Below are 18,939 nucleotides of genomic sequence, written 5' to 3'. Positions count from 1 at the left end.
CATCCTCCACCGTAGCCCGGACACACCCCGCCGTGCCCTGGTCATTTACGGGCGCAGTACCGTGGACGGGTGGACAACAGGCAAGCACTCGGATCGTGGCTTTCCGGGCCCCGCGCGGCCGCGGAAGAGGCCGGTGTCGACTTCGGATACCGGGGCGAGCAGCTCGGTCTGCCCGAGGAGGGGCCGGGTTCGATCGCCCGCCCGGGCCGCCGCATCGGCGCCCTCGCCGTCGACTGGGGCCTGTGTCTCCTGATCGCATACGGTCTCATCACACAGAGCTACAACGAGGCGGCCCAGATCTGGGCGCCGCTCATCATGTTCGCGCTGATGGTCCTCACGGTCGGCACGCTCGGCTTCACCCCCGGCAAGCGCCTCCTCGGCCTGCGGGTGGTCGCCCTGGACACCGGCCGGGTCAGCCCGTGGCGGGCCGCCCTGCGCACGGTCCTGCTCTTCCTCGCGATCCCCGCGCTGATCTGGGACCGCGACGGCCGGGGCCTGCACGACCGGCTGGCCGGCACGGTCGAGGTCCGCATCTGACCTGCGCCGCGCAAGCAGGTCCGACACGAACGATCCGACACGAACGATCCGACACGGACGAGGGGCGCCCGGTGTGATCCGGGCGCCCCTCGTCCATGTCGTGTGCGGGTGTCAGCGAGCCTTCGGCCCGCCCTTCGGCAGGCGCATGCCCTTCGGCATCGGACCCTTCGGCAGCGGCATGTTGCTCATCAGGTCACCGAGCGCACGCAGCCGGTCGTTGGTGGCCGTGACCTGCGGGCCGGTCAGCACGCGCGGGAGCTTCAGCATGGTCGTGCGCAGCTTCTTCAGCTCGACCTGGCCCTCGCCCGTGCCCACGACCAGGTCGTGCACGGGGACGTCCGCGACGATGCGGTTCATCTTCCGCTTCTCGGCGGCCAGCAGGGTCTTCACCCGGTTCGGGTTGCCCTCGGCGACCAGGACGATGCCGGCCTTGCCGACCGCGCGGTGCACCACGTCCTGGTTGCGGTTCATCGCCACCGCGGGGGTCGTCGTCCAGCCCCGGCCGATGTTGTCGAGCACCGCCGCCGCGGCACCGGGCTGTCCCTCCATCTGCCCGAAGGCGGCCCGCTCGGCCCGGCGCCCGAACACGATCGCCGACGCGAGGAAGGCGAGCAGGAGGCCCAGGATGCCGAGATAGATGGGGTGACCGATCAAGAAACCGATCGCGAGGAAGACACCGAAGGTGACGATTCCGACTGCCGCGAGTACAAGACCGATCTTCTTGTCGGCCTTGCGGGTCATCTTGTAGGTCAGGGCGATCTGCTTCAGTCGCCCCGCATTCGCAGCGTCCGCTGCAGGTTCCTTCCTCGCCATGCCACGCAGTCTACGTGGCCCCACGAGCCCCGACGACGGCAGTGCCCGCGGGCGCCCCTGGGGGAGGGCCCTGAGTCAGGGGCGGACGGAACGGACGGACAGGGACTGCTCGATGACGCGCTGCGTCTCGACCCGGTCCTTGGCACGACGGCGGTCCTCCAGCACGGAGGTCCAGGCGTTGCGGCGGGCCGTGCGCTGACCGCTGCTCATCAGCAGCGACTCGACGGCGCGCAGGGCGGTCGTGAAGGACGGGATCGCGGTGGCGCGGACGGGCGGCGCGGCCTGCATGGGTGAGGTCCCCCCTCGGGTGCGGGTGTACGTGCTGTGAGTCCAGCGTTACTGATTGGTGTTACCAGCGCGTGACCGGCCGGTCAAACACCCATGAAGGGCCGGCGGGGAGCGGTGGAACGCCGACGCGGTCCTGACATGTGCCCTCATCTGCGAGGACGGTCAGGACCGCGTCGAATCGGCCGCTACTGCCGAGTAGTCTCTTGTGCGCGAATTCACACGCTTGTCTCGCCCCTTGGCGGGCAGGGGCGGTGACGGTTCGTCAGACGGCCTGGGCCGCGACCTGCCCGTCGCCCTGCCGCGGAGCGGCGGAACGCTGCTCCATGGCCATCTGGTAGAGCCGCCCGGCGCGGTACGAGGAGCGCACCAGCGGCCCGGACATCACGCCGGAGAAGCCGATCTGCTCGGCCTCCTCCTTGAGCTCCACGAACTCGTGCGGCTTGACCCAGCGCTCCACCGGGTGGTGGCGCACGGAGGGCCGCAGGTACTGCGTGATGGTGACCAGCTCGCAACCCGCCTCGTGCAGCTGCTTCAGCGCGTCGCTGACCTCCTCGCGGGTCTCGCCCATGCCGAGGATCAGGTTCGACTTGGTGACCAGGCCGTAGTCGCGCGCCTCGGTGATCACCTTCAGGGAGCGCTCGTAGCGGAAGCCGGGGCGGATGCGCTTGAAGATCCGCGGCACCGTCTCGACGTTGTGCGCGAAGACCTCGGGCCGGGAGGAGAAGACCTCCGCGAGCTGCTCGGGGACCGCGTTGAAGTCGGGGGCCAGCAGCTCGACCTTCGTGCGCCCGGCCTCGCGCCCCTCGGTCTGCTGGTGGATCTGGCGCACGGTCTCGGCGTACAGCCAGGCCCCGCCGTCCTCCAGGTCGTCACGGGCGACACCGGTGATCGTGGCGTAGTTCAGGTCCATGGTCACCACGGACTCGCCGACGCGGCGGGGCTCGTCGCGGTCGAGTGCCTCGGGCTTGCCGGTGTCGATCTGGCAGAAGTCACAGCGCCGGGTGCACTGGTCGCCGCCGATGAGGAAGGTGGCCTCCCGGTCCTCCCAGCACTCGTAGATGTTGGGGCAGCCGGCTTCCTGGCAGACCGTGTGCAGGCCCTCGCTCTTCACGAGCTTCTGCATCGCGGTGTACTCGGGACCCATTTTCGCCCGGGTCTTGATCCACTCGGGCTTGCGCTCGATGGGGGTCTGGCTGTTGCGGACCTCCAGGCGCAGCATCTTGCGTCCGTCGGGTGCGACTGCGGACACGACCGGCTCCCTAGCGATTGATTCTTCGGCGTCCTCAAGGGTACGCCCGTTGATTTGAATGCCTGTGTGGGCGCTACCCCTCCAGCTCCGGCACGGGCTGTTTTATGCCGCGGGGGTCTTCTCGATCTCCCGCGGCTTCAGCTCCGCGTTCTCCAGGACCTCCCGCAGATGGCGCTCGACGACCGGCAGGACCTCCTCGATCGTCACGTCCCGGCCGAGCTCGCCGGCCAGCGAGGCGACGCCCGCGTCGCGGATGCCGCAGGGGATGATCCGGTCGAACCACTTGTTGTCGGGGTTCACGTTGAGCGCGAAGCCGTGCATGGTGACGCCCTTGGCGACGCGGATGCCGATCGCGGCGATCTTGCGGTCCTCGCGGCGCTGGCCCGCGTTGGACGGCGCGTACTCCGGGCCGTTCATGCGCGGGTCGAACTCCTCGTCGTGCAGCCGGGGGTCGAAGTCCAGCGACAGTCCGCCGAGCGCGGGCCGCTGCTCGACCGGGTCGCCCAGGATCCACACGCCGCTGCGGCCCTCGACCCGGCTCGTCTCCAGGCCGAACTCCGCGCAGACGCGGATCAGGGCCTCTTCCAGACGGCGTACGTGCGCCACGACGTCCACCGGGCGCGGGAGCTTCTGGATGGGGTAGCCCACCAGCTGGCCCGGTCCGTGCCAGGTGATCTTGCCGCCGCGGTCCACGTCGATGACGGGCGTGCCGTCCAGGGGCCGCTCGTCGTCCGCCGTGCGCCGGCCGGCCGTGTAGACCGGGGGATGCTCCAGCAGCAGCACGGTGTCGGGGATCTCGTCGGCGAAGCGCGCCGCGTGCACCCGGCGCTGTTCGTCCCACGCCTCCTGGTACTCGACGGCCTCGTCACCGAACCCCATGCGGACGAACCGCAACTCACTCACGGCAAGCGCCTCCCTCGGACGGGTGTGTCAGGCACGTAACGCGCCCAAGCCACTGTACGTCCGGCCCGAACACGTCAGTCCCGGGGGCAATCCTCACACGATCGGATGAATGTCCGCGAAAGTGTGTGATGGGGTGTTTACTCTCCGCTACATTCGCGCCGTCCAGCAAGCCAAAAGGCCTGCTCACAGGCAATCCGGCACATCACCAGCACCGGAAGGCAGGAGACCGCACCGCACCATGACGGAACGACCCGCGCAGCGCACCCCCAACCGACAGCTCGCCGCGCTCATCGCAGAAGCGGGGTTCTCCAACGCGGGACTCGCCCGTCGCGTGGACCAGCTCGGTCTCGAACACGGGCTTGATCTGAGATACGACAAGACATCCGTCACCCGGTGGCTGCGCGGCCAGCAGCCCAGGGGCACCACCCCGGCCCTGATCGCCGAGGTCTTCACCCGGCGCCTGGGCCGCCGCCTCACCGCCCAGGACCTCGGCCTGGACGCCTGCGCCCCCGTCTACGCGGGGCTCGAGTTCGCCGCCACCCCCGAGGAGGCCGTCGACATCGTCAGCGGGCTGTGGCGCAAGGACTCCGGCAGCCACGCCGAACTCCGCAAGATCGCCTTCACCCCGGCCGGGCTCGTCGTGCCCAGCCGGGACTGGCTGATCGGCCGGGCCGACGAGAAGGTCGCCCGGGGCGAGACGACCCTGTCCCGCATCCCGGCGCAGGGCCGACCCGGGCTCCGCCCCACGGCCCCGGGCGAGCACGGCGCCTCGTCCCTGCCCCGCCGGCGCGGTCAGGCCGAACGGGGACCCGGCCAGAAGGTCACCGCCGGCGACATCGCCGCCCTGCGCTCGGTCACCGAACTCTTCCGCACCCTCGACGACGCCTACGGCGGCGGCCACGCCCGCCAGGCCCTCGTGCGCTACCTGGAGCACGAGTGCGAGCCCATGCTGCGCGGCACCTACGGCGAGCAGACCGGCCGCCGCCTCTTCGCCGCCGCCGCGGACCTGACCCGGCTCGCCGGCTGGACCTCGTACGACATCGCCGCGCACGGACTGGCCCAGCGCTACTTCGTGCAGGCGCTGCGGCTCGCCCAGGCGGCCGGGGACCGTGCGTACGGGGCCTATGTACTGGTCACCATGAGCCGCCAGGCCGTCTACCTCGGGCACGGGCGGGAAGCCGTGCAGCTCGCCCGCGTGGCCCAGCAGGGCGTCGGCACCTCCGGCCCTCCCGTCGTCCAGGCCCTGCTGCACGCCTCCGAGGCGCGCGGGCACGGGGTGCTCGGCGAGGTCCGGGCCTGCACGGCAGCGCTGGTCCGGGCCGAACGCGCGCTGGAGACGGCCCGGCCCGGGGACGACGTGCCGCACTGGGCGAGGTTCTTCGACGAGGCCCAGCTCGCCGACGAGTTCGGCCACTGCCATCGTGACCTGCAGCAGTTCCGTGCCGCCGCCCAGCACGCCGAGCGTTCACTCCAGCTGCGGGCCCCTTCCTACGCCCGCAGCCGCCTCTTCTGCCGCGTGGTCCTGGCCACCGCCCGCCTGGGCCTCGGCGAACTCGACCAGGCCTGCCAGCTCGCCGCGGAAGCGGCAGGCCAGGCGGCGGAGATGCGTTCGGTGCGGGCGGTGGAGTACGTCAGGGACTTCGAGCGGCGTTTGGAGCCCTACAAGGACGCGGCCCCGGTTCGCAACTACCGCGACAAGGTGTCGGCTTTGGGGTGAGGCCCTTCCGTTGGGGGCGCGGGGCTGTGTCCATGTGCGGCTCCGCCGCGTGGGCGCGACGAGCCACGACGCAGCCGCAGCCGAAACACCACCTACGCAGCCCGTGGCACAGTCGGCAGCGGATCGGCGACATGCATCGACCGCCCCGCCCCCAGGTCCGCCAGAATCGCCGAGGACGCCCGATGCCCCGAGTGCAGAGCACCCTGGACCGTACTGGTGTCCCGGTGATCCCCGCACACATACAGGCCCGCGATCAACCGCACCGGCCGCCGCAGATCATGCGGCGGCCGCATCGCCGGCACCGCCTCCACCGTCCGGTGCACGGCCAGCGTCTCCCACCGTGCCGTCGACACCCCGTACAACCGCGCCAGATGCATGCGCACAGCCGTGTCGACGTCCCCGGCGGACCGCCCGAGCACCGTCGACGACACCAGCGCCCGCCCGGCCGGCGCCCGGGTCGGATCGACGAGACTGACCACCGCCGTGTGCGCGACCGGGCCGCCGAGGTCCGCGTCGAGCAGCAGCGACGCTCCCGTCGTCGGCGGCTCGTCGGTCGTGTGGTGCACCACCGTCACCGGATGGAACTCCGGCACCCGCAGTCCGGGCAGCAGCTCGGCGGCGGCGCGCGCGCCCGTCGCCACCAGAACGGCCCTGCACCGGATCTCACCGTGCTCCGCGGTGGTCACCGAGGTCGTCGACACGGAGGTGACGCGCACGCCGGTGTGCACCGTGCCCGGCGGCAGCGTGCGCGCCAGCTGCTCCGGCAGGGCCTCCGCACCGCCCTCCGGCAGGCACAACCGGCCCCGCGCGAAGGCGCGCAGCGCGAGGTCCGCGCACCGGCTGGACGTCGTCAGACCCGGGTCGCACAGCAGGGCGGCGAGCAGCGGACGCAGAAAGCCGTCGATCGTACGGGCGGGCAGTCCGCGCGCCGCCAGGGCCTCCCCGGCGGGCAACTCCGGGCGGGCCAGCAGTCGTTCGGCCGGTGTGCCCGCGAGCCGGGTCAGGGCGGCGCCGAGCCGGGCCTGGTCGACGGCCGTGCCGAGCGGAGCGCCGGGACGGCTGCGGGGGACCGAGACCTGCCGGCCGGGCACGGCCGCCGGCCTCCGGGTCTGCCTGGGAGCGGACGGCGACCGGGGAGCACTCGCGAGCGCGCGAACCGCATGCAGTGCGCCCCTTGCGCCCCCTGCGCCCGGCTGTACGCCGGCACGGTGGTGGCGTCCGTCGCCGTGCAGCAGGACACCGGGAGCGAAGGGCCGGAGCACCAGCCCGTCGAGACCGGGTGTCAGCCGTAGTTCCGGATACGCCGTGGACAGCAACTGGCCGATCCTGTCGAGCCGGAAGCCGTCGACCTTCTCCGTCGCCATGCGGCCGCCGACCCCGTGGGCGGCCTCCAGGACCATGGTCGTCACTCCTGCGCTGGTCAGCCGGTGCGCTGCCGAGAGTCCGGCGACCCCGGCCCCCACGACGACCACGTCCGCCTGGTACGCGGGCTCAAGCACGTGCCCCTCCTCGAGGTTGCGCGGGCGCTGGAGACGTCATGCCCTCAACAGGCCGCAGGGATACGCGAGTTCTGGTCGAGGGTAGGACCGTGATCGGTCAGCGGGAGTCGCGCATCGGCAGGGCACGGTCGCACAGCGGTCGCATTCGGACGCCTTGTGGGCATCAAGTGGTCGCAGGAGGCTGGTGTGCGGATCGGTGAGGTGTCTCGGAACGACCGGTCGAATCCCGGACAGGCGTCCGGTGTGTGCCGGTCTGCGCCCGGGGGGTGAGCTGTCACAGTGCCGCCCTGATCGCTCCCTCGATCTCCGGGAAGGCGAACCGGAAGCCCGACTCCAGCAGACGCGCCGGCAGGACCCGGGCACTGCCCAGGACGTCCCCGGCCATCTCGCCCAGGACGGTCCGCAGGACGGTCGCGGGCACCGGGAACAGGGTCGGGCGGTGCAGCACGCGCCCCATCGCCGCTGTGATCTCACGGTTCGTCACGGGGTTCGGCGCGGTGATGTTGAACGGCCCCGACAGGCCGTCGGTCTCGATCAGATGCCGGATCGCGGCGACCTCGTCGTGCAGCGCGACGAACGACCAGTACTGCCGCCCGTCGCCCAGCCGCCCGCCTGCCCCCGCCCGGAACAGCGGGAACAGCCGCCCCCAGGCGCCGCCCTCGCGGGAGACGACCAGCCCGGTCCGGGTGAACACCGTGCGGACACCGGCCTCCTGGGCGGGGGCGGCGGCCCCCTCCCACTCGACGCACAGCGCGGGCAGGAACCCCTCTCCCGCGGGCGCGCTCTCGTCGACCGTGCGCTCGCCGGTCTCGCCGTAGTAGCCGATCGCGCTGCCGTTCACGAAGACCCGCGGCCGGTCCTTCGCGTCCAGCGACGCCACCGCCTCGGCCAGGGCCGCCGTGCCGTTCACCCGGCTGTCGCGGATCCGCCGCTTGTAGGCCTGCGTCCAGCGCCGGTCGCCGACCCCGGCCCCGGCCAGGTTCACCACCGCGTGGCACCCGGCGAGCCCGGCCGCGTCCACCCGCCCGCCCTCGGGATCCCAGCGGATGTCCCCGGCCGAGCGTGGCGTGCCGCGCACCAGCCGCCGCACCTCGTGTCCGTCGGCGGTCAGGGACCGCACGAGGGCGCTGCCGATGAGCCCGGACGCGCCCGCCACCGCGAATCTTGAAGTTTCCATAAACCCATCCTGCCGGGTGGCCCCGTAAAACCCTTGCAAGGCCTCGATCCGCTCGCCGTAGGGTGACGCGCATGCCCGAGCTCCCCGAACCTCGCATCCGCACCGCCCGCACCGAGGACGGTGACGAGCTGGCCCTGCTCGACCGGCTCGTCTGGTCGCACCTGCACGCGGTGATGCCCCAGCCGCAGCCGCCGTACCCGCCCTTCTTCGGCGAGCGGCACGCCCCCGAGGACTGCCTGGTCGCCGAGCTCGGCGACCGTCTCGCGGGCTATGTCCTGCTCGGTTTCCCCACTCCGCTCGCCTCGAACCGGCACGTCCGCCAGATCCAGGGCCTCGCCGTCGCCGAGGAGGATCGCGGCCGGGGCGTCGGGCGCGCACTGGTCCGGGCCGCCGTCGACGAGGCCCGTCGGAGCGGCGCCCGCCGCATCACCCTGCGCGTCCTCGGGCACAACAAGCCGGCCCGGGCGCTCTACGCGGCCGAGGGGTTCGTGGTCGAGGGGGTCATGCCCGAGGAGTTCCTGCTCGACGGGGCCTACGTCGACGACGTGATGATGGGACGCTTCCTGTGAGCCGGCGCTGCGACCGAGCCCGGGCTGCGACCGAGCCCGGGCTGCGACTGAGCCCGGGCTGCGACTGAGCCCGGGCTGCGACCGAGCCCGGGCTGCGACTGAGCCCGGGCTACGACGCCGCCAGCTCGCCCGTGTCCACCGGTGCCGTCGCACCCGCCGCGCGCCGCGCGTCGGAGGCGACCTCGTCCGCCGTCAGGACGTAGCCCGTCTCGGCGTCCGAGGTGGAGCGGGCGAAGACCACGCCGAACACCCGGCCGTCGGTGGTGAGCAGCGGGCCGCCGGAGTTGCCCGGGCGGACCGTGGAGCGGATCGAGTAGATCTCCCGGGTGGCCGTCCCGTCGTTGTAGATGTTCTGGCCCGTGGCGCGCACCCGGTTCGCGACCGTCGCCGCCTGGAGGTTCAGATCGCCGTCCTGCGGATAGCCGGCGACAACCGCCGAGTCACCGCGCTCGGCGTCGTCGTCGAAGCGCAGCACGGGCGCCCTGAGACCCGGCACGTACAGCACCGCCACGTCTTTCTGCGGATCGAAGAGCACCACCCGCGCCTCGTACGTCCGCCCGACGCCGCCGATCTGCACGGTCGGCTCGTCGATGCCCGCCACCACATGGGCGTTGGTCATCACGTGCTCGCGCGCGTAGACGAACCCGCTGCCCTCGCGCCCCTGGGTGCCCGCGACGCCCTCGACCTTCACCGTGCTCCGCTTGGCCGCCTCGGTGGCGGCCGCCGTGACGCTGTCGCCGGTCGGCTTGGCGACCTCGGCCGTCGACTCGTTCTCGAAGGGGTTGAAGACCTGCGGGAAGCCCGCCTGCGTCAGCGCGGACGTGGCCCCCGAGAACCACGCCGGGGTCGTGTCCGGCATCGTCCGCTGCACGGCGCCGAGCAGCCGCGAGTCCCGGATCGCCGAGGTGACCAGGGGCGACGAGGAGGCGCCCAGGACGCTCGCGGCCACCCACGCCACGATCAGCACGGCGACCGCGTTGGCCACCGCCCCGCCGATCCCGTCCGCCACCCGCAGCGGCCCCCGGTCCAGCTCCCGCCGCAGCCGCAGCGCGAGGCGCCCCGCCAGCTCGTGCCCCACCACCGCCGGGAGCAGCACCGTGAACACCGCCGTCAGCGTCGCCCGCGTCGTGCCCGCCTGCACCAGGTCCATGACCCACGGCAGGATCCACACGCCGACGACCGCACCGCCCACGAAGCCCGCCAGCGACACACAGCCGGCCACCAGCCCGCGCCGGTACCCGGACGCCGCGTAGGCCAGGACGACCAGCAACAGCAGGATGTCGAGCAGGTCCACGCACGCCGCCTTTCTCTCGGAACCCCTTAATACGCGGGGGGAGGGCCCGGTGATCAGTCACACGCGCACGGGTGATCGGAATCGGCCGCGGGCGTGCACAGGGAAAAACGCCGCGGACCGTGACGATGGTTCCACCGGGTGGCACACCACACATCGCGGACGGACCGGATCGGGCCGACAGTGGGACCATGCGTGTCTTCCGAAGACGGCGGGGCGCACGCAGGCGCTCCGCCGACGGGGCACCCGGCATAGCCGGCCTGCCGCGCGCGGCCCGCGTGCTGCTCGGCTGCCTGCCGGGCGCCGCCGCCGTCGTGGCGCTGTTCCTGTGCGCCCACGGCGTGGAGAACGCCGCCGGCACCGGCTCCCGCGCCGCCCCGCCCCGCTCCCCGGCCACGTCCCACACCGCCCCGCGACCGCCCATCGAGCCGAGAGCGCACTGGCTGGGCGACGCCGCCCGCACGCAGCCGCGCCCCCGCTACGACGACCGGGTCGCCGCCGTCTTCGTCCACCACACCGACTCGCCCAACGGCTACGACTGCGCCGACGCGCCCCGCATCATCCGGGACCTCTACACCGGCCAGACCGGCACCCGTGACTGGGACGACATCGGTTACAACTTCGTCGTCGACCGCTGCGGCACCATCTACGAGGGCCGTGCCGGGGGCGTGGAGCGCGCCGTCACCGGCGCCCACACCCAGGGCTTCAACCACCGCACCGCGGGCATCGCCGCTCTCGGCACCTTCACCGAGGGCATGCCCGTCCCGCGGCCCATGATCCGCGCGATCGCCGCGCTGGCCGCCTGGAAACTGGGCCTGAGCGGCACCGACCCGCGCTCGGAGGTGCGCCTGGTCTCCAGCAACGGCCTGAGCAGGTACGCGGCCGGCACCACGGCCCGCCTGCCCGCCGTCGCAGGCCACAACGAGGGCTACATGACCAGCTGCCCGGGCGCCGCCCTGCACGCCCGCCTGCCCGAGATCAGACAGCTCGCGGCCCGTCTCCAGGGCCGGCCGGACGGTCCACGGCAAGGCCACAGCGAACGCGCAGCCTCCTGACATCCCGGTCTCCTACGGTCGTTCCCACAGGCAGCCGACCGGAGGTGGGGACCATGAACGACGGCCGTACGAAGGCCCCGGGGGACCAGGACGTGCGCAGGGGCAGCGCCCGCGGCCCCTGGGCGGTGCTGTGCGCGGTCGTGACCGTCGTCCTGGGGCCGGCCGCGGTCACCGCCTCCGCGCTCGACCAGGCCAACGCCGCTCCGCTGCACCACGCGGTACGGGCCGACCAGACCCACGCGCACATCCCGTCCGACGCAAGCCGCCGCCGGGTCGCATGATCAGCCCTTGAGACGGCGTTTCTCACGGCGCCGTTGCGGTGAGCGTCCCAAGGGCGCCCCGTCGGGGCCGGTGCGGCAGCTGGAAACGACTCTGAGCGTCAGCCGCTGCCGGGTCCCCTGATCAGCCCCTGAAGCGCTGCCACAGCCGGGGGTAGCGCTCGGCGAGCAGCGCCTCGTTCTCGAAGTCGAGCGGCGTGCCCTCCGGTTCCGGCGGGGCGGGCGCGATCTCCAGGTCGGGGGCGACCACGCCGGTGAGCTGCTCGTAGGCCTCGTCCGCCGCGTAGCCGAGTTCCTCGCCGTCGCCGTCGATCTCCTCGTCGAAGTCGTCCAGCAGATCGGCGAGCGCGTCCGGGTCGTGCACGGCGCCCTCGAACACCTCGCGCCCCTGGCCGATCAGCCAGCACCGGAAGAAGTCGAAGGCGTCGTCGCTCGCCCCGTCGAGCAGCACCCAGGCGGCGCCCCACAGGTCCCAGCGGTAGGCGCGGTTGTAGCGGGACTCGAAGTGCCGGGCGAAGTCCAGGACCGAGTCGGGGTCCAGCTGGGCGAGCCGGTCCACGAGCAGGTCCGCCTGCTCCTCCGGGTCGCCCTCGGCGGCCTCCCGGGCGTCGTCCACCAGCTCCCAGAACTCCGTCTCGTCCATCACGGGTCAAGCATCGGCCCTGGGACACAGGGGCGCACCCGGAGTGGGCGGGATCGTTATGCGCCGCTGTCGGGCCGGTAGAGCCGGGCCAGCCGCGCCGCGTCCCCGGCGAACCGCTCGCGCAGGCCCTGGGGTGCCAGCACCTCCACCTCCGGGCCCAGCGCCGCCAGCTGGCTGTGGGCGACCTCCTCGGACTCCACCGGCAGGGTCACCGTCACCCAGCCGTCCGCGTCCGGGGCGTCGGCGTCCGCCAGGGCCTCCCGGGCGGGCACCGAGTCGAGGGCGTACGGCAGCGCGCGCACCCCGTCGGGGGACAGCCGCACCACGACCCGCGCCCGCAGGAGGGACCGCGCGAACTGTTCCGCCCGCTCCTCCCAGAAGGCGGGCAGGTCGAAGTCCGGCTCCCGTTCGAAGCGCTCACCGTCCGGGTCCACCGCCGTGAACCGGTCGATCCGGTAGACCCGGAACGACCCGGGCCCGGGCACCCGGGCACACAGGTACCAGACGCCCGCCTTCAGCACCAGCCCGTACGGCTCCAGCTCCCGGACGACCTCGTCCTCCCCGCGCCGGTAGCGCGCGCCGATCCGCCGGTCGTCCCACACCGCGTCGGCGACGGCCGGCAGCAGCGCGGGTGTCTTCGGCTCCCGGAACCAGTTCGGCGCGTCCAGGTGGAACCGCTGGGCGGCCGACCGGGAAGCGTCCCGCAGGGAGGGCAGCAGCGCCGCCGACACCTTCAGCCGGGCCGCCGAGGCGGCGTCCTCCAGACCCATCTCGCGCAGCGCCCCCGGCACCCCGGACAGGAACAGTGCCTCGGCCTCACCGCGGTGCAGCCCGGTCAGCCGCGTACGGTACCCGCCGACCAGCCGGTACCCGCCGGCCCGGCCCCGGTCCGCGTACACCGGCACGCCCGCCTCCGACAGCGCCTGCGCGTCACGGGTGACCGTCCGCTCCGACACCTCCAGCTCACGGGCGAGCTCGGCGGCCGTCATGGAGGGCCGGGACTGGAGCAGCAGCACCATCTTGATCAGCCGGGCAGCACGCATAGGGCCATCATGGTGCGTGTCCGGGTGCGGGCGTGTGTGGGGGGCTCGTCGCGCCCACGCGGCGGAGCCGCATGTCGATACAGCCCCGCGCCCCCAAAAAAGAACGGGCGTGCCCGGGCAGGCCTGTTCCAGGGGCGCGGGGAACTGCGCGCCAAGCCCCCACCGGTCGGCAGCCGACGAACGGCCGGGACCGATGGGGGCCGCAGACCCTACAGGCCGTACTGCTCGCGCGCTTCCTTCACGGACGCCGCCTTCACCTCGCCGCGCTTGGCGAGCTGGGCCAGGGCGGCGACGACGATCGACTCCGCGTCCACACCGAAGTGCCGGCGGGCCGCCTCACGGGTGTCGGAGAGGCCGAAGCCGTCGGCGCCCAGCGAGGACCAGTCCTGCTCGACCCACTGCGCGATCTGGTCCGGGACCTGGCGCATGTAGTCGGAGACCGCCAGCACCGGACCCTCGGCCCCCTGGAGCGCCTGCCGCACGAACGGCACCCGCTCCTCGCCGCGCAGCAGCGCCTCGTCCGCCTCCAGGGCGTCCCGGCGCAGCTCGCTCCAGGACGTCGCCGACCACACGTCGGCCGCCACGCCCCACTCCTCGGCGAGCAGCTGCTGCGCCTTCAGAGCCCAGTGGATCGCCGTGCCGGAGCCGAGCAGCTGGATCCGCGGGGCGTTCGCCGGGGGCGTGATGCCCGCCGACTCCGCCGTGTTGAAGCGGTACAGGCCCTTGACGATGCCCTCGTCGACACCGTCGACGGACGGCTTCGCCGGCTGCGGCAGCGGCTCGTTGTAGACGGTCAGGTAGTAGAAGACGTTCTGGTCCTCACCCGGGGCCGCCTCGCCGTACATCCGGCGCAGACCGTCCTTGACGATGGTGGCGACCTCGTAGGCGAACGCCGGGTCGTACGACAGCGCCGCCGGGTTCGTCGCGGCGATCACGGGGGAGTGGCCGTCGGCGTGCTGCAGGCCCTCGCCCGTCAGCGTCGTACGGCCGGCCGTGGCGCCGACGAGGAAGCCGCGGCCGAGCTGGTCGCCGAGCTGCCACATCTGGTCGGCCGTGCGCTGCCAGCCGAACATCGAGTAGAAGATGTAGAACGGGATCATCGCCTCGCCGTGCGTCGCGTACGACGTCGAAGCGGCGATGAAGTCGGCCATCGAACCGGCCTCGGTGATCCCCTCGTTGAGGATCTGGCCGTTCTGGGCCTCCTTGTAGTACATCAGCTGGTCACGGTCGACCGGCTCGTACGTCTGGCCCTTCGGCGAGTAGATGCCGAGCGACGGGAACAGCGACTCCATACCGAAGGTGCGCGCCTCGTCCGGGACGATCGGCACCCAGCGCTTGCCCGTCTCCTTGTCGCGGACCAGGTCCTTGACCAGACGGACGAACGCCATGGTGGTGGCCACGTTCTGCGAACCGGAGCCCTTGTCGAAGGACGCGAACGCCTTCTCCGCCGGGGCGGGCAGCGGGGCGACCGGGTGCACGCGCCGGGCCGGGGCCGGACCGCCGAGGGCGGCACGCCGCTCCTGGAGGTAGCGGACCTCGGGGGAGTCGGCGCCGGGGTGGCCGTAGGGGACCACGCCGTCGACGAACGCGCTGTCGGAGATCGGCAGCTCCAGCAGGTCGCGCATGTTCTTGAACTCGTCCACCGAGAGCTTCTTCATCTGGTGGTTGGCGTTCTTCGACGCGAAGCCCTCACCGAGGGTGTGGCCCTTGACCGTCTGGGCCAGGATCACGGTCGGCGCGCCCTTGTGCTCGACGGCGGCCTTGTACGCGGCGAACACCTTGCGGGACTCGTGACCACCGCGCGAGAGGTGGAAGCACTCGAGGATCTTGTCGTCGCTCAGCAGCTTCGCCAGCTCCACGAGCGCCGGGTCGCCGCCGAAGAAGTCCTGGCGGATGTAGGCCGCGTCGCGGGTCTGGTACGTCTGGATCTGCGCGTCCGGTACCTGGCGCAGGCGGCGTACGAGCGCGCCGGTGGTGTCGAGCTGGAACAGCTCGTCCCAGGCCGTGCCCCACAGCGTCTTGATCACGTTCCAGCCGGCGCCGCGGAACTGGGCCTCCAGCTCCTGCACGATCTTGAAGTTGGCGCGGACCGGGCCGTCGAGGCGCTGCAGGTTGCAGTTGATGACGAAGGTGAGGTTGTCCAGCTCCTCACGGGCCGCCAGCGCCAGGGCCGCCGTCGACTCGGGCTCGTCCATCTCACCGTCGCCGAGGAACGCCCACACGTGCGAACCGGCGGTGTCCTTGATGCCGCGGTTGGCCAGATAGCGGTTGAAGCGCGCCTGGTAGATCGCCGACAGCGGGCCGAGGCCCATGGAGACCGTCGGGAACTCCCACAGCCAGGGCAGCCGGCGCGGGTGCGGGTAGGAGGGCAGGCCGTTGCCGCCCGCCTCCCGGCGGAAGTTGTCGAGCTGCTCCTCGTTCAGCCGGCCGTCGAGGAACGCGCGGGCGTAGATGCCGGGGGAGGCGTGGCCCTGGATGTAGAGCTGGTCGCCGGAGCCGTCGGCCTCTTTGCCCTTGAAGAAGTGGTTGAAGCCGGTCTCGTACAGCCAGGCCGCGGAGGCGAAGGTGGCGATGTGGCCGCCGACGCCGTACTTGCTGCCGCGGGTGACCATCGCGGCCGCGTTCCAGCGGTTCCACGCGGTGATCCGCTGCTCCAGCGCCTCGTCACCGGGCACGGCCGGCTCGGCGGAGGTGGGGATGGAGTTGACGTAGTCGGTCTCGAGGAGCTTCGGCAGCGCGATGCCGGCGCCCTCGGCGCGCTCCAGCGTGCGGCGCATCAGGTATGCGGCACGGTGCGGCCCGGCAGCCTTGGTGACCGCGTCCAGGGAGGCCTGCCATTCGGCGGTCTCCTCGGGGTCCCGGTCGGGGAGCTGGTCGAGCTCGCTCGGCTGGATGGCGTTGGGGTCGGTCATGTCGCCGCCTTCCTCAGTCGAAGGGGTTTCCCTCACATGCGGGGATCGGGGGTGCCCTTTGTCTTTGGCAGGACAGGGCGGAGGGCTTGGGTGGCAAGCCCGTCGGCGACTGTAACTCCCTGATCGATGATCGATCAAAGGGTTGAGAGGCAAAACCTCTTGATCACGAGAAAGTAGGCACGGGGTGCCTCGGGCCGTGGCACGCGGTGACTGATTTTCGCATGGTTTTCGCAGGTCGGAGGCTTTTGAGCGGGGCTGTGCTCGAGTGTCACGCTCGGGGTGCGCAACCCAGGACGTGCGCCTTCACCAGTTCGGCGATCCGCGGGTCACGGCGCTTGAACGCGGCGACCAGCTCCTCGTGCTCCTCGGCGTACGACTGCTGCTGCGTGCCGAGCCAGCGGATGGACAGGGCCGTGAACACCTCGATGCCGAGGCCCTCCCAGGTGTGCAGCAGGACGGAGTTGCCGGCGGCGCGGACCAGTTCGCGGTGGAAGGCGACGGTGTGGCGGACCTGGGCGGTGCCGTCGGCGACGCGGTCGGCCTCGTACAGCGCGCTGACGTGGGGTTCCAGTGCCGTGCAGTCCTCCGCGAGGCCCTGGGCGGCCAGCTCCGCGGCGATGGCCTCCAGGCCGGCCCGGACCGGGTAGCTCTCCTCCAGGTCGGCGGCCGTGAGGTTGCGGACGCGCACGCCCTTGTTCGGAGCGGACTCGATCAGACGCAGGGACTCCAGCTCGCGCAGGGCCTCACGGACCGGGGTCTGGCTGACCTCCAGCTCGGTGGCGATCCGGCGCTCGACGATCCGCTCGCCCGGCTGCCAGCGTCCGCTGATGATCCCCTCCAGGATGTGCTCGCGGATCTGCTCGCGGAGCGAGTGGATGACGGGCGCGGTCATGAGGGCTCCTTACGCCGGATTGACGTTTAGACAATACGGCCGGTTCGCTCCGCGGGTGGGGCGGGTGGGGGCGCTTTGGTGCAGGTGAGACGAGACTTACACGGGGGAGTGCGGGCGTGTCCTTCGGCTCACGGTCGCATGTGGCTGATCGCGGCCACGCGGCGGAGCCGCACATCGAGACAGGCCCGCGCCCCCAAGCAACGTGCCCCCGCTCGGAGATGATCCGAGCGGGGGCACCGTACAGCCGTACCGGCGATGGAGGTCAGAGGCCGAGCTCGACCTCGAACTCGCCTGCCTCCAGGATGGCCTTGACCGCCGTCAGGTAACGGGCGGCGTCGGCGCCGTCCACCAGGCGGTGGTCGTAGGACAGGGTCAGGTACGTCATGTCGCGGACGCCGATGACCGTGCCCTCCTCCGTCTCGATGACGGCGGGGCGCTTGACCGTCGCGCCGATGCCGAGGATGGCGACCTGGCCCGGCGGCACGATGATCGTGTCGAAGAGCGCGCCGCGCGACCCGGTGTTGGAGATGGTGAAGGTCGCGCCGGACAGCTCGTCCGGGGTGATCTTGTTGGCGCGGACCTTGCCCGCCAGGTCGGCCGTGGCCTTGGCGATACCGGCGAGGTTGAGGTCACCGGCGTTCTTGATGACCGGGGTCATCAGGCCCTTCTCGGAGTCCACCGCGATACCGATGTTCTCGGTGTCGAAGTAGGTGATGGTCCCCTCGGCCTCGTTGATCTTGGCGTTGATCGGCGCGTGCGCCTTCAGCGCCTGGGCCGCGGCCTTGACGAAGAACGGCATCGGGGAGAGCTTGACGCCCTCACGCGACGCGAACGCGTCCTTGGCACGGGCGCGCAGCTTCATCAGACGCGTGACGTCGACCTCGACGACCGAGGACAGCTGGGCCTGCTCGTGCAGGGCCTTGACCATGTTGTCGCCGATGACCTTGCGGATCCGCGGCATCTTCACGGTCTGGCCGCGCAGCGGGGACGCCTCCAGCGCCGGGGCCTTCTTCGCGGCCGACGGGGCGGCAGCGGCGGGGGCCGGGGCGGCGGTGGCGGCCTTCGCGGCCTCGGCGGCGGCGACGACGTCCTGCTTGCGGATACGGCCGCCGACGCCGGTGCCCTTGACGGTGGCCAGGTCGACGCCCTGCTCGGCGGCGAGCTTGCGCACCAGCGGGGTGACGTACGCGCCGTCGTCGGCCGGCTTGGCGGCGGCCGGAGCGGCCGGGGCCTGGGCCGGAGCCGGGGCGGGCGCGGGAGCGGACGGGGCCGGCTCGGGAGCCGGGGTGGTCTGCTGCTGCGGGGCCGGGGCCGACGGAGCCTGCGGGGCCGGGGCCTGCTGGGCCGGGGCGGCCTGCTGCGGAGCCGGAGCCTGCGCGGGCTCGGGCTGCGCCGGGGCGGCCGGGGCCTCCTGCGCGGGGGCCGCGGCCGGAGCGGCACCGGCCTCGCCGATGACGGCCAGCTTGGCGCCGACCTCGGCGGTCTCGTCCTCGCCGACCACGATCTCCAGCAGCGTGCCCGAGGTGGGCGCCGGGATCTCGGTGTCGACCTTGTCCGTGGAGACCTCGAGCAGCGGCTCGTCGGCCTCGACGCTGTCACCGACCGACTTCAGCCAGCGGGTGACGGTGCCCTCGGTGACGGACTCGCCGAGCGCGGGCAGGACGACGTCCGTGCCCTCGGCGGAGCCGCCGCCGGTAGCGGCGTCGGCGGAGGGAGCGGGCGCCGGGGCGGCCTGCTCGGTGGACGGGGCGGCCGCGGCCGGCTCGGGAGCGGGCTCGGCGACCTGCTCGGCCTGCGGGGCCTCGGCGGCGGCGGGCGCGCCGCTGCCGTCGTCGATCAGGGCCAGCTCGGCGCCGACCTCGACCGTCTCGTCCTCGGCGACCTTGATGGAGGCCAGGACACCGGCGGCGGGCGAGGGGATCTCGGTGTCGACCTTGTCGGTCGACACCTCGAGCAGCGGCTCGTCGGCCTCGACGCGCTCGCCCTCGGCCTTCAGCCAGCGGGTGACAGTGCCCTCGGTGACGCTCTCACCGAGCGCCGGAAGGGTTACGGAAACCGCCATGGTTTCGGTTG

Annotated in this window: 17 protein-coding genes; 5 read left to right on the top strand and 12 right to left on the bottom strand. The window is 72.4% G+C overall.

What is annotated here, in order from left to right:
* The first annotated feature begins 69 nt into the window (after window positions 1–69).
* Window positions 70–537, top strand: a complete 468-nt coding sequence (locus AB0B29_RS00215) for an RDD family protein (RefSeq protein ID WP_362231899.1) — start codon at window positions 70–72, stop codon at window positions 535–537.
* A 111-nt stretch (window positions 538–648) separates the two neighbouring features.
* Here AB0B29_RS00215 and AB0B29_RS00210 read toward each other — a convergent pair whose 3' ends face one another.
* The 4 genes from AB0B29_RS00210 to lipB all read right to left on the bottom strand — a co-directional run bounded on the left by AB0B29_RS00210 (window position 649) and on the right by lipB (window position 3,790).
* Window positions 649–1,350 (bottom strand): DUF4191 domain-containing protein, encoded by a 702-nt coding sequence (locus AB0B29_RS00210; RefSeq protein ID WP_352101112.1) that lies wholly within the window; start codon window positions 1,348–1,350, stop codon window positions 649–651.
* A 75-nt stretch (window positions 1,351–1,425) separates the two neighbouring features.
* A complete protein-coding gene (locus AB0B29_RS00205; protein WP_053671998.1) occupies window positions 1,426–1,638 on the bottom strand; it encodes an SCO2195 family GlnR-regulated protein in 213 nt (70 codons plus the stop codon).
* Window positions 1,639–1,900: 262 nt separating this feature from the next.
* The gene (gene lipA, locus AB0B29_RS00200; protein WP_362231897.1) at window positions 1,901–2,887 is read right to left on the bottom strand and encodes a lipoyl synthase; all 987 of its coding nucleotides are present in this window, start codon (window positions 2,885–2,887) and stop codon (window positions 1,901–1,903) included.
* 102 nt (window positions 2,888–2,989) lie between these two features.
* Window positions 2,990–3,790 carry a lipoyl(octanoyl) transferase LipB gene (lipB, locus tag AB0B29_RS00195; protein WP_361943853.1) on the bottom strand — a complete coding sequence of 267 codons (801 nt, stop codon included), beginning with the start codon at window positions 3,788–3,790 and terminating at the stop codon, window positions 2,990–2,992.
* 238 nt (window positions 3,791–4,028) lie between these two features.
* Here lipB and AB0B29_RS00190 point away from each other — a divergent pair, with 238 nt between their 5' ends.
* Window positions 4,029–5,507, top strand: a complete 1,479-nt coding sequence (locus AB0B29_RS00190; RefSeq protein ID WP_362231895.1) for a regulator — start codon at window positions 4,029–4,031, stop codon at window positions 5,505–5,507.
* A gap of 92 nt (window positions 5,508–5,599) precedes the next feature.
* On the opposite strand, the gene AB0B29_RS00185 is transcribed toward AB0B29_RS00190, so the two are convergent.
* Window positions 5,600–7,006 (bottom strand): NAD(P)/FAD-dependent oxidoreductase, encoded by a 1,407-nt coding sequence (locus AB0B29_RS00185; RefSeq protein ID WP_362231894.1) that lies wholly within the window; start codon window positions 7,004–7,006, stop codon window positions 5,600–5,602.
* A gap of 274 nt (window positions 7,007–7,280) precedes the next feature.
* Complete coding sequence (locus AB0B29_RS00180) at window positions 7,281–8,183, bottom strand: TIGR01777 family oxidoreductase (protein ID WP_362231892.1); 903 nt, start codon at window positions 8,181–8,183, stop codon at window positions 7,281–7,283.
* 71 nt (window positions 8,184–8,254) lie between these two features.
* On the opposite strand from AB0B29_RS00180, the gene AB0B29_RS00175 reads away from it, so the two are divergent.
* Window positions 8,255–8,752 carry a GNAT family N-acetyltransferase gene (locus AB0B29_RS00175; RefSeq protein WP_362231890.1) on the top strand — a complete coding sequence of 166 codons (498 nt, stop codon included), beginning with the start codon at window positions 8,255–8,257 and terminating at the stop codon, window positions 8,750–8,752.
* A gap of 109 nt (window positions 8,753–8,861) precedes the next feature.
* On the opposite strand, the gene AB0B29_RS00170 is transcribed toward AB0B29_RS00175, so the two are convergent.
* The gene (locus AB0B29_RS00170; RefSeq protein ID WP_362231889.1) at window positions 8,862–10,046 is read right to left on the bottom strand and encodes a MarP family serine protease; all 1,185 of its coding nucleotides are present in this window, start codon (window positions 10,044–10,046) and stop codon (window positions 8,862–8,864) included.
* 275 nt (window positions 10,047–10,321) lie between these two features.
* Between AB0B29_RS00170 and AB0B29_RS00165 the strand changes: the two genes are divergently transcribed.
* Together AB0B29_RS00165 and AB0B29_RS00160 are read left to right on the top strand one after the other, a co-directional pair.
* Complete coding sequence (locus AB0B29_RS00165; RefSeq protein WP_362233834.1) at window positions 10,322–11,098, top strand: peptidoglycan recognition protein family protein; 777 nt, start codon at window positions 10,322–10,324, stop codon at window positions 11,096–11,098.
* A gap of 53 nt (window positions 11,099–11,151) precedes the next feature.
* Window positions 11,152–11,379 (top strand): hypothetical protein, encoded by a 228-nt coding sequence (locus AB0B29_RS00160; protein ID WP_362231888.1) that lies wholly within the window; start codon window positions 11,152–11,154, stop codon window positions 11,377–11,379.
* A 121-nt stretch (window positions 11,380–11,500) separates the two neighbouring features.
* Here the strand turns inward: AB0B29_RS00160 and AB0B29_RS00155 are convergent, their stop codons facing one another.
* The 5 genes from AB0B29_RS00155 to sucB form a co-directional block, all read right to left on the bottom strand.
* Window positions 11,501–12,019, bottom strand: coding sequence for a DUF4240 domain-containing protein (locus AB0B29_RS00155; protein WP_362233831.1), 519 nt, complete (start codon window positions 12,017–12,019; stop codon window positions 11,501–11,503).
* A gap of 56 nt (window positions 12,020–12,075) precedes the next feature.
* Window positions 12,076–13,062, bottom strand: a complete 987-nt coding sequence (locus tag AB0B29_RS00150; RefSeq protein ID WP_362231886.1) for a helix-turn-helix transcriptional regulator — start codon at window positions 13,060–13,062, stop codon at window positions 12,076–12,078.
* A gap of 209 nt (window positions 13,063–13,271) precedes the next feature.
* Window positions 13,272–15,974, bottom strand: coding sequence for a pyruvate dehydrogenase (acetyl-transferring), homodimeric type (gene aceE, locus AB0B29_RS00145; protein ID WP_362231885.1), 2,703 nt, complete (start codon window positions 15,972–15,974; stop codon window positions 13,272–13,274).
* Between the two features lie 268 nt (window positions 15,975–16,242).
* Window positions 16,243–16,866 carry a GntR family transcriptional regulator gene (locus tag AB0B29_RS00140; protein WP_362231884.1) on the bottom strand — a complete coding sequence of 208 codons (624 nt, stop codon included), beginning with the start codon at window positions 16,864–16,866 and terminating at the stop codon, window positions 16,243–16,245.
* A gap of 262 nt (window positions 16,867–17,128) precedes the next feature.
* On the bottom strand, window positions 17,129–18,928 hold the full coding sequence (sucB, locus tag AB0B29_RS00135) for a 2-oxoglutarate dehydrogenase, E2 component, dihydrolipoamide succinyltransferase (RefSeq protein WP_362231882.1): 1,800 nt from the start codon (window positions 18,926–18,928) through the stop codon (window positions 17,129–17,131).
* Between the last annotated feature and the right edge of the window lie 11 nt (window positions 18,929–18,939).

The organism is Streptomyces tibetensis, from assembly GCF_040647715.1.
Taxonomy (GTDB): Bacteria; Actinomycetota; Actinomycetes; order Streptomycetales; family Streptomycetaceae; genus Streptomyces; species Streptomyces tibetensis_A.
The sequence above is the reverse complement of the archived record's forward strand: the minus strand, read 5'-3'. Positions and strand labels throughout refer to the sequence as shown.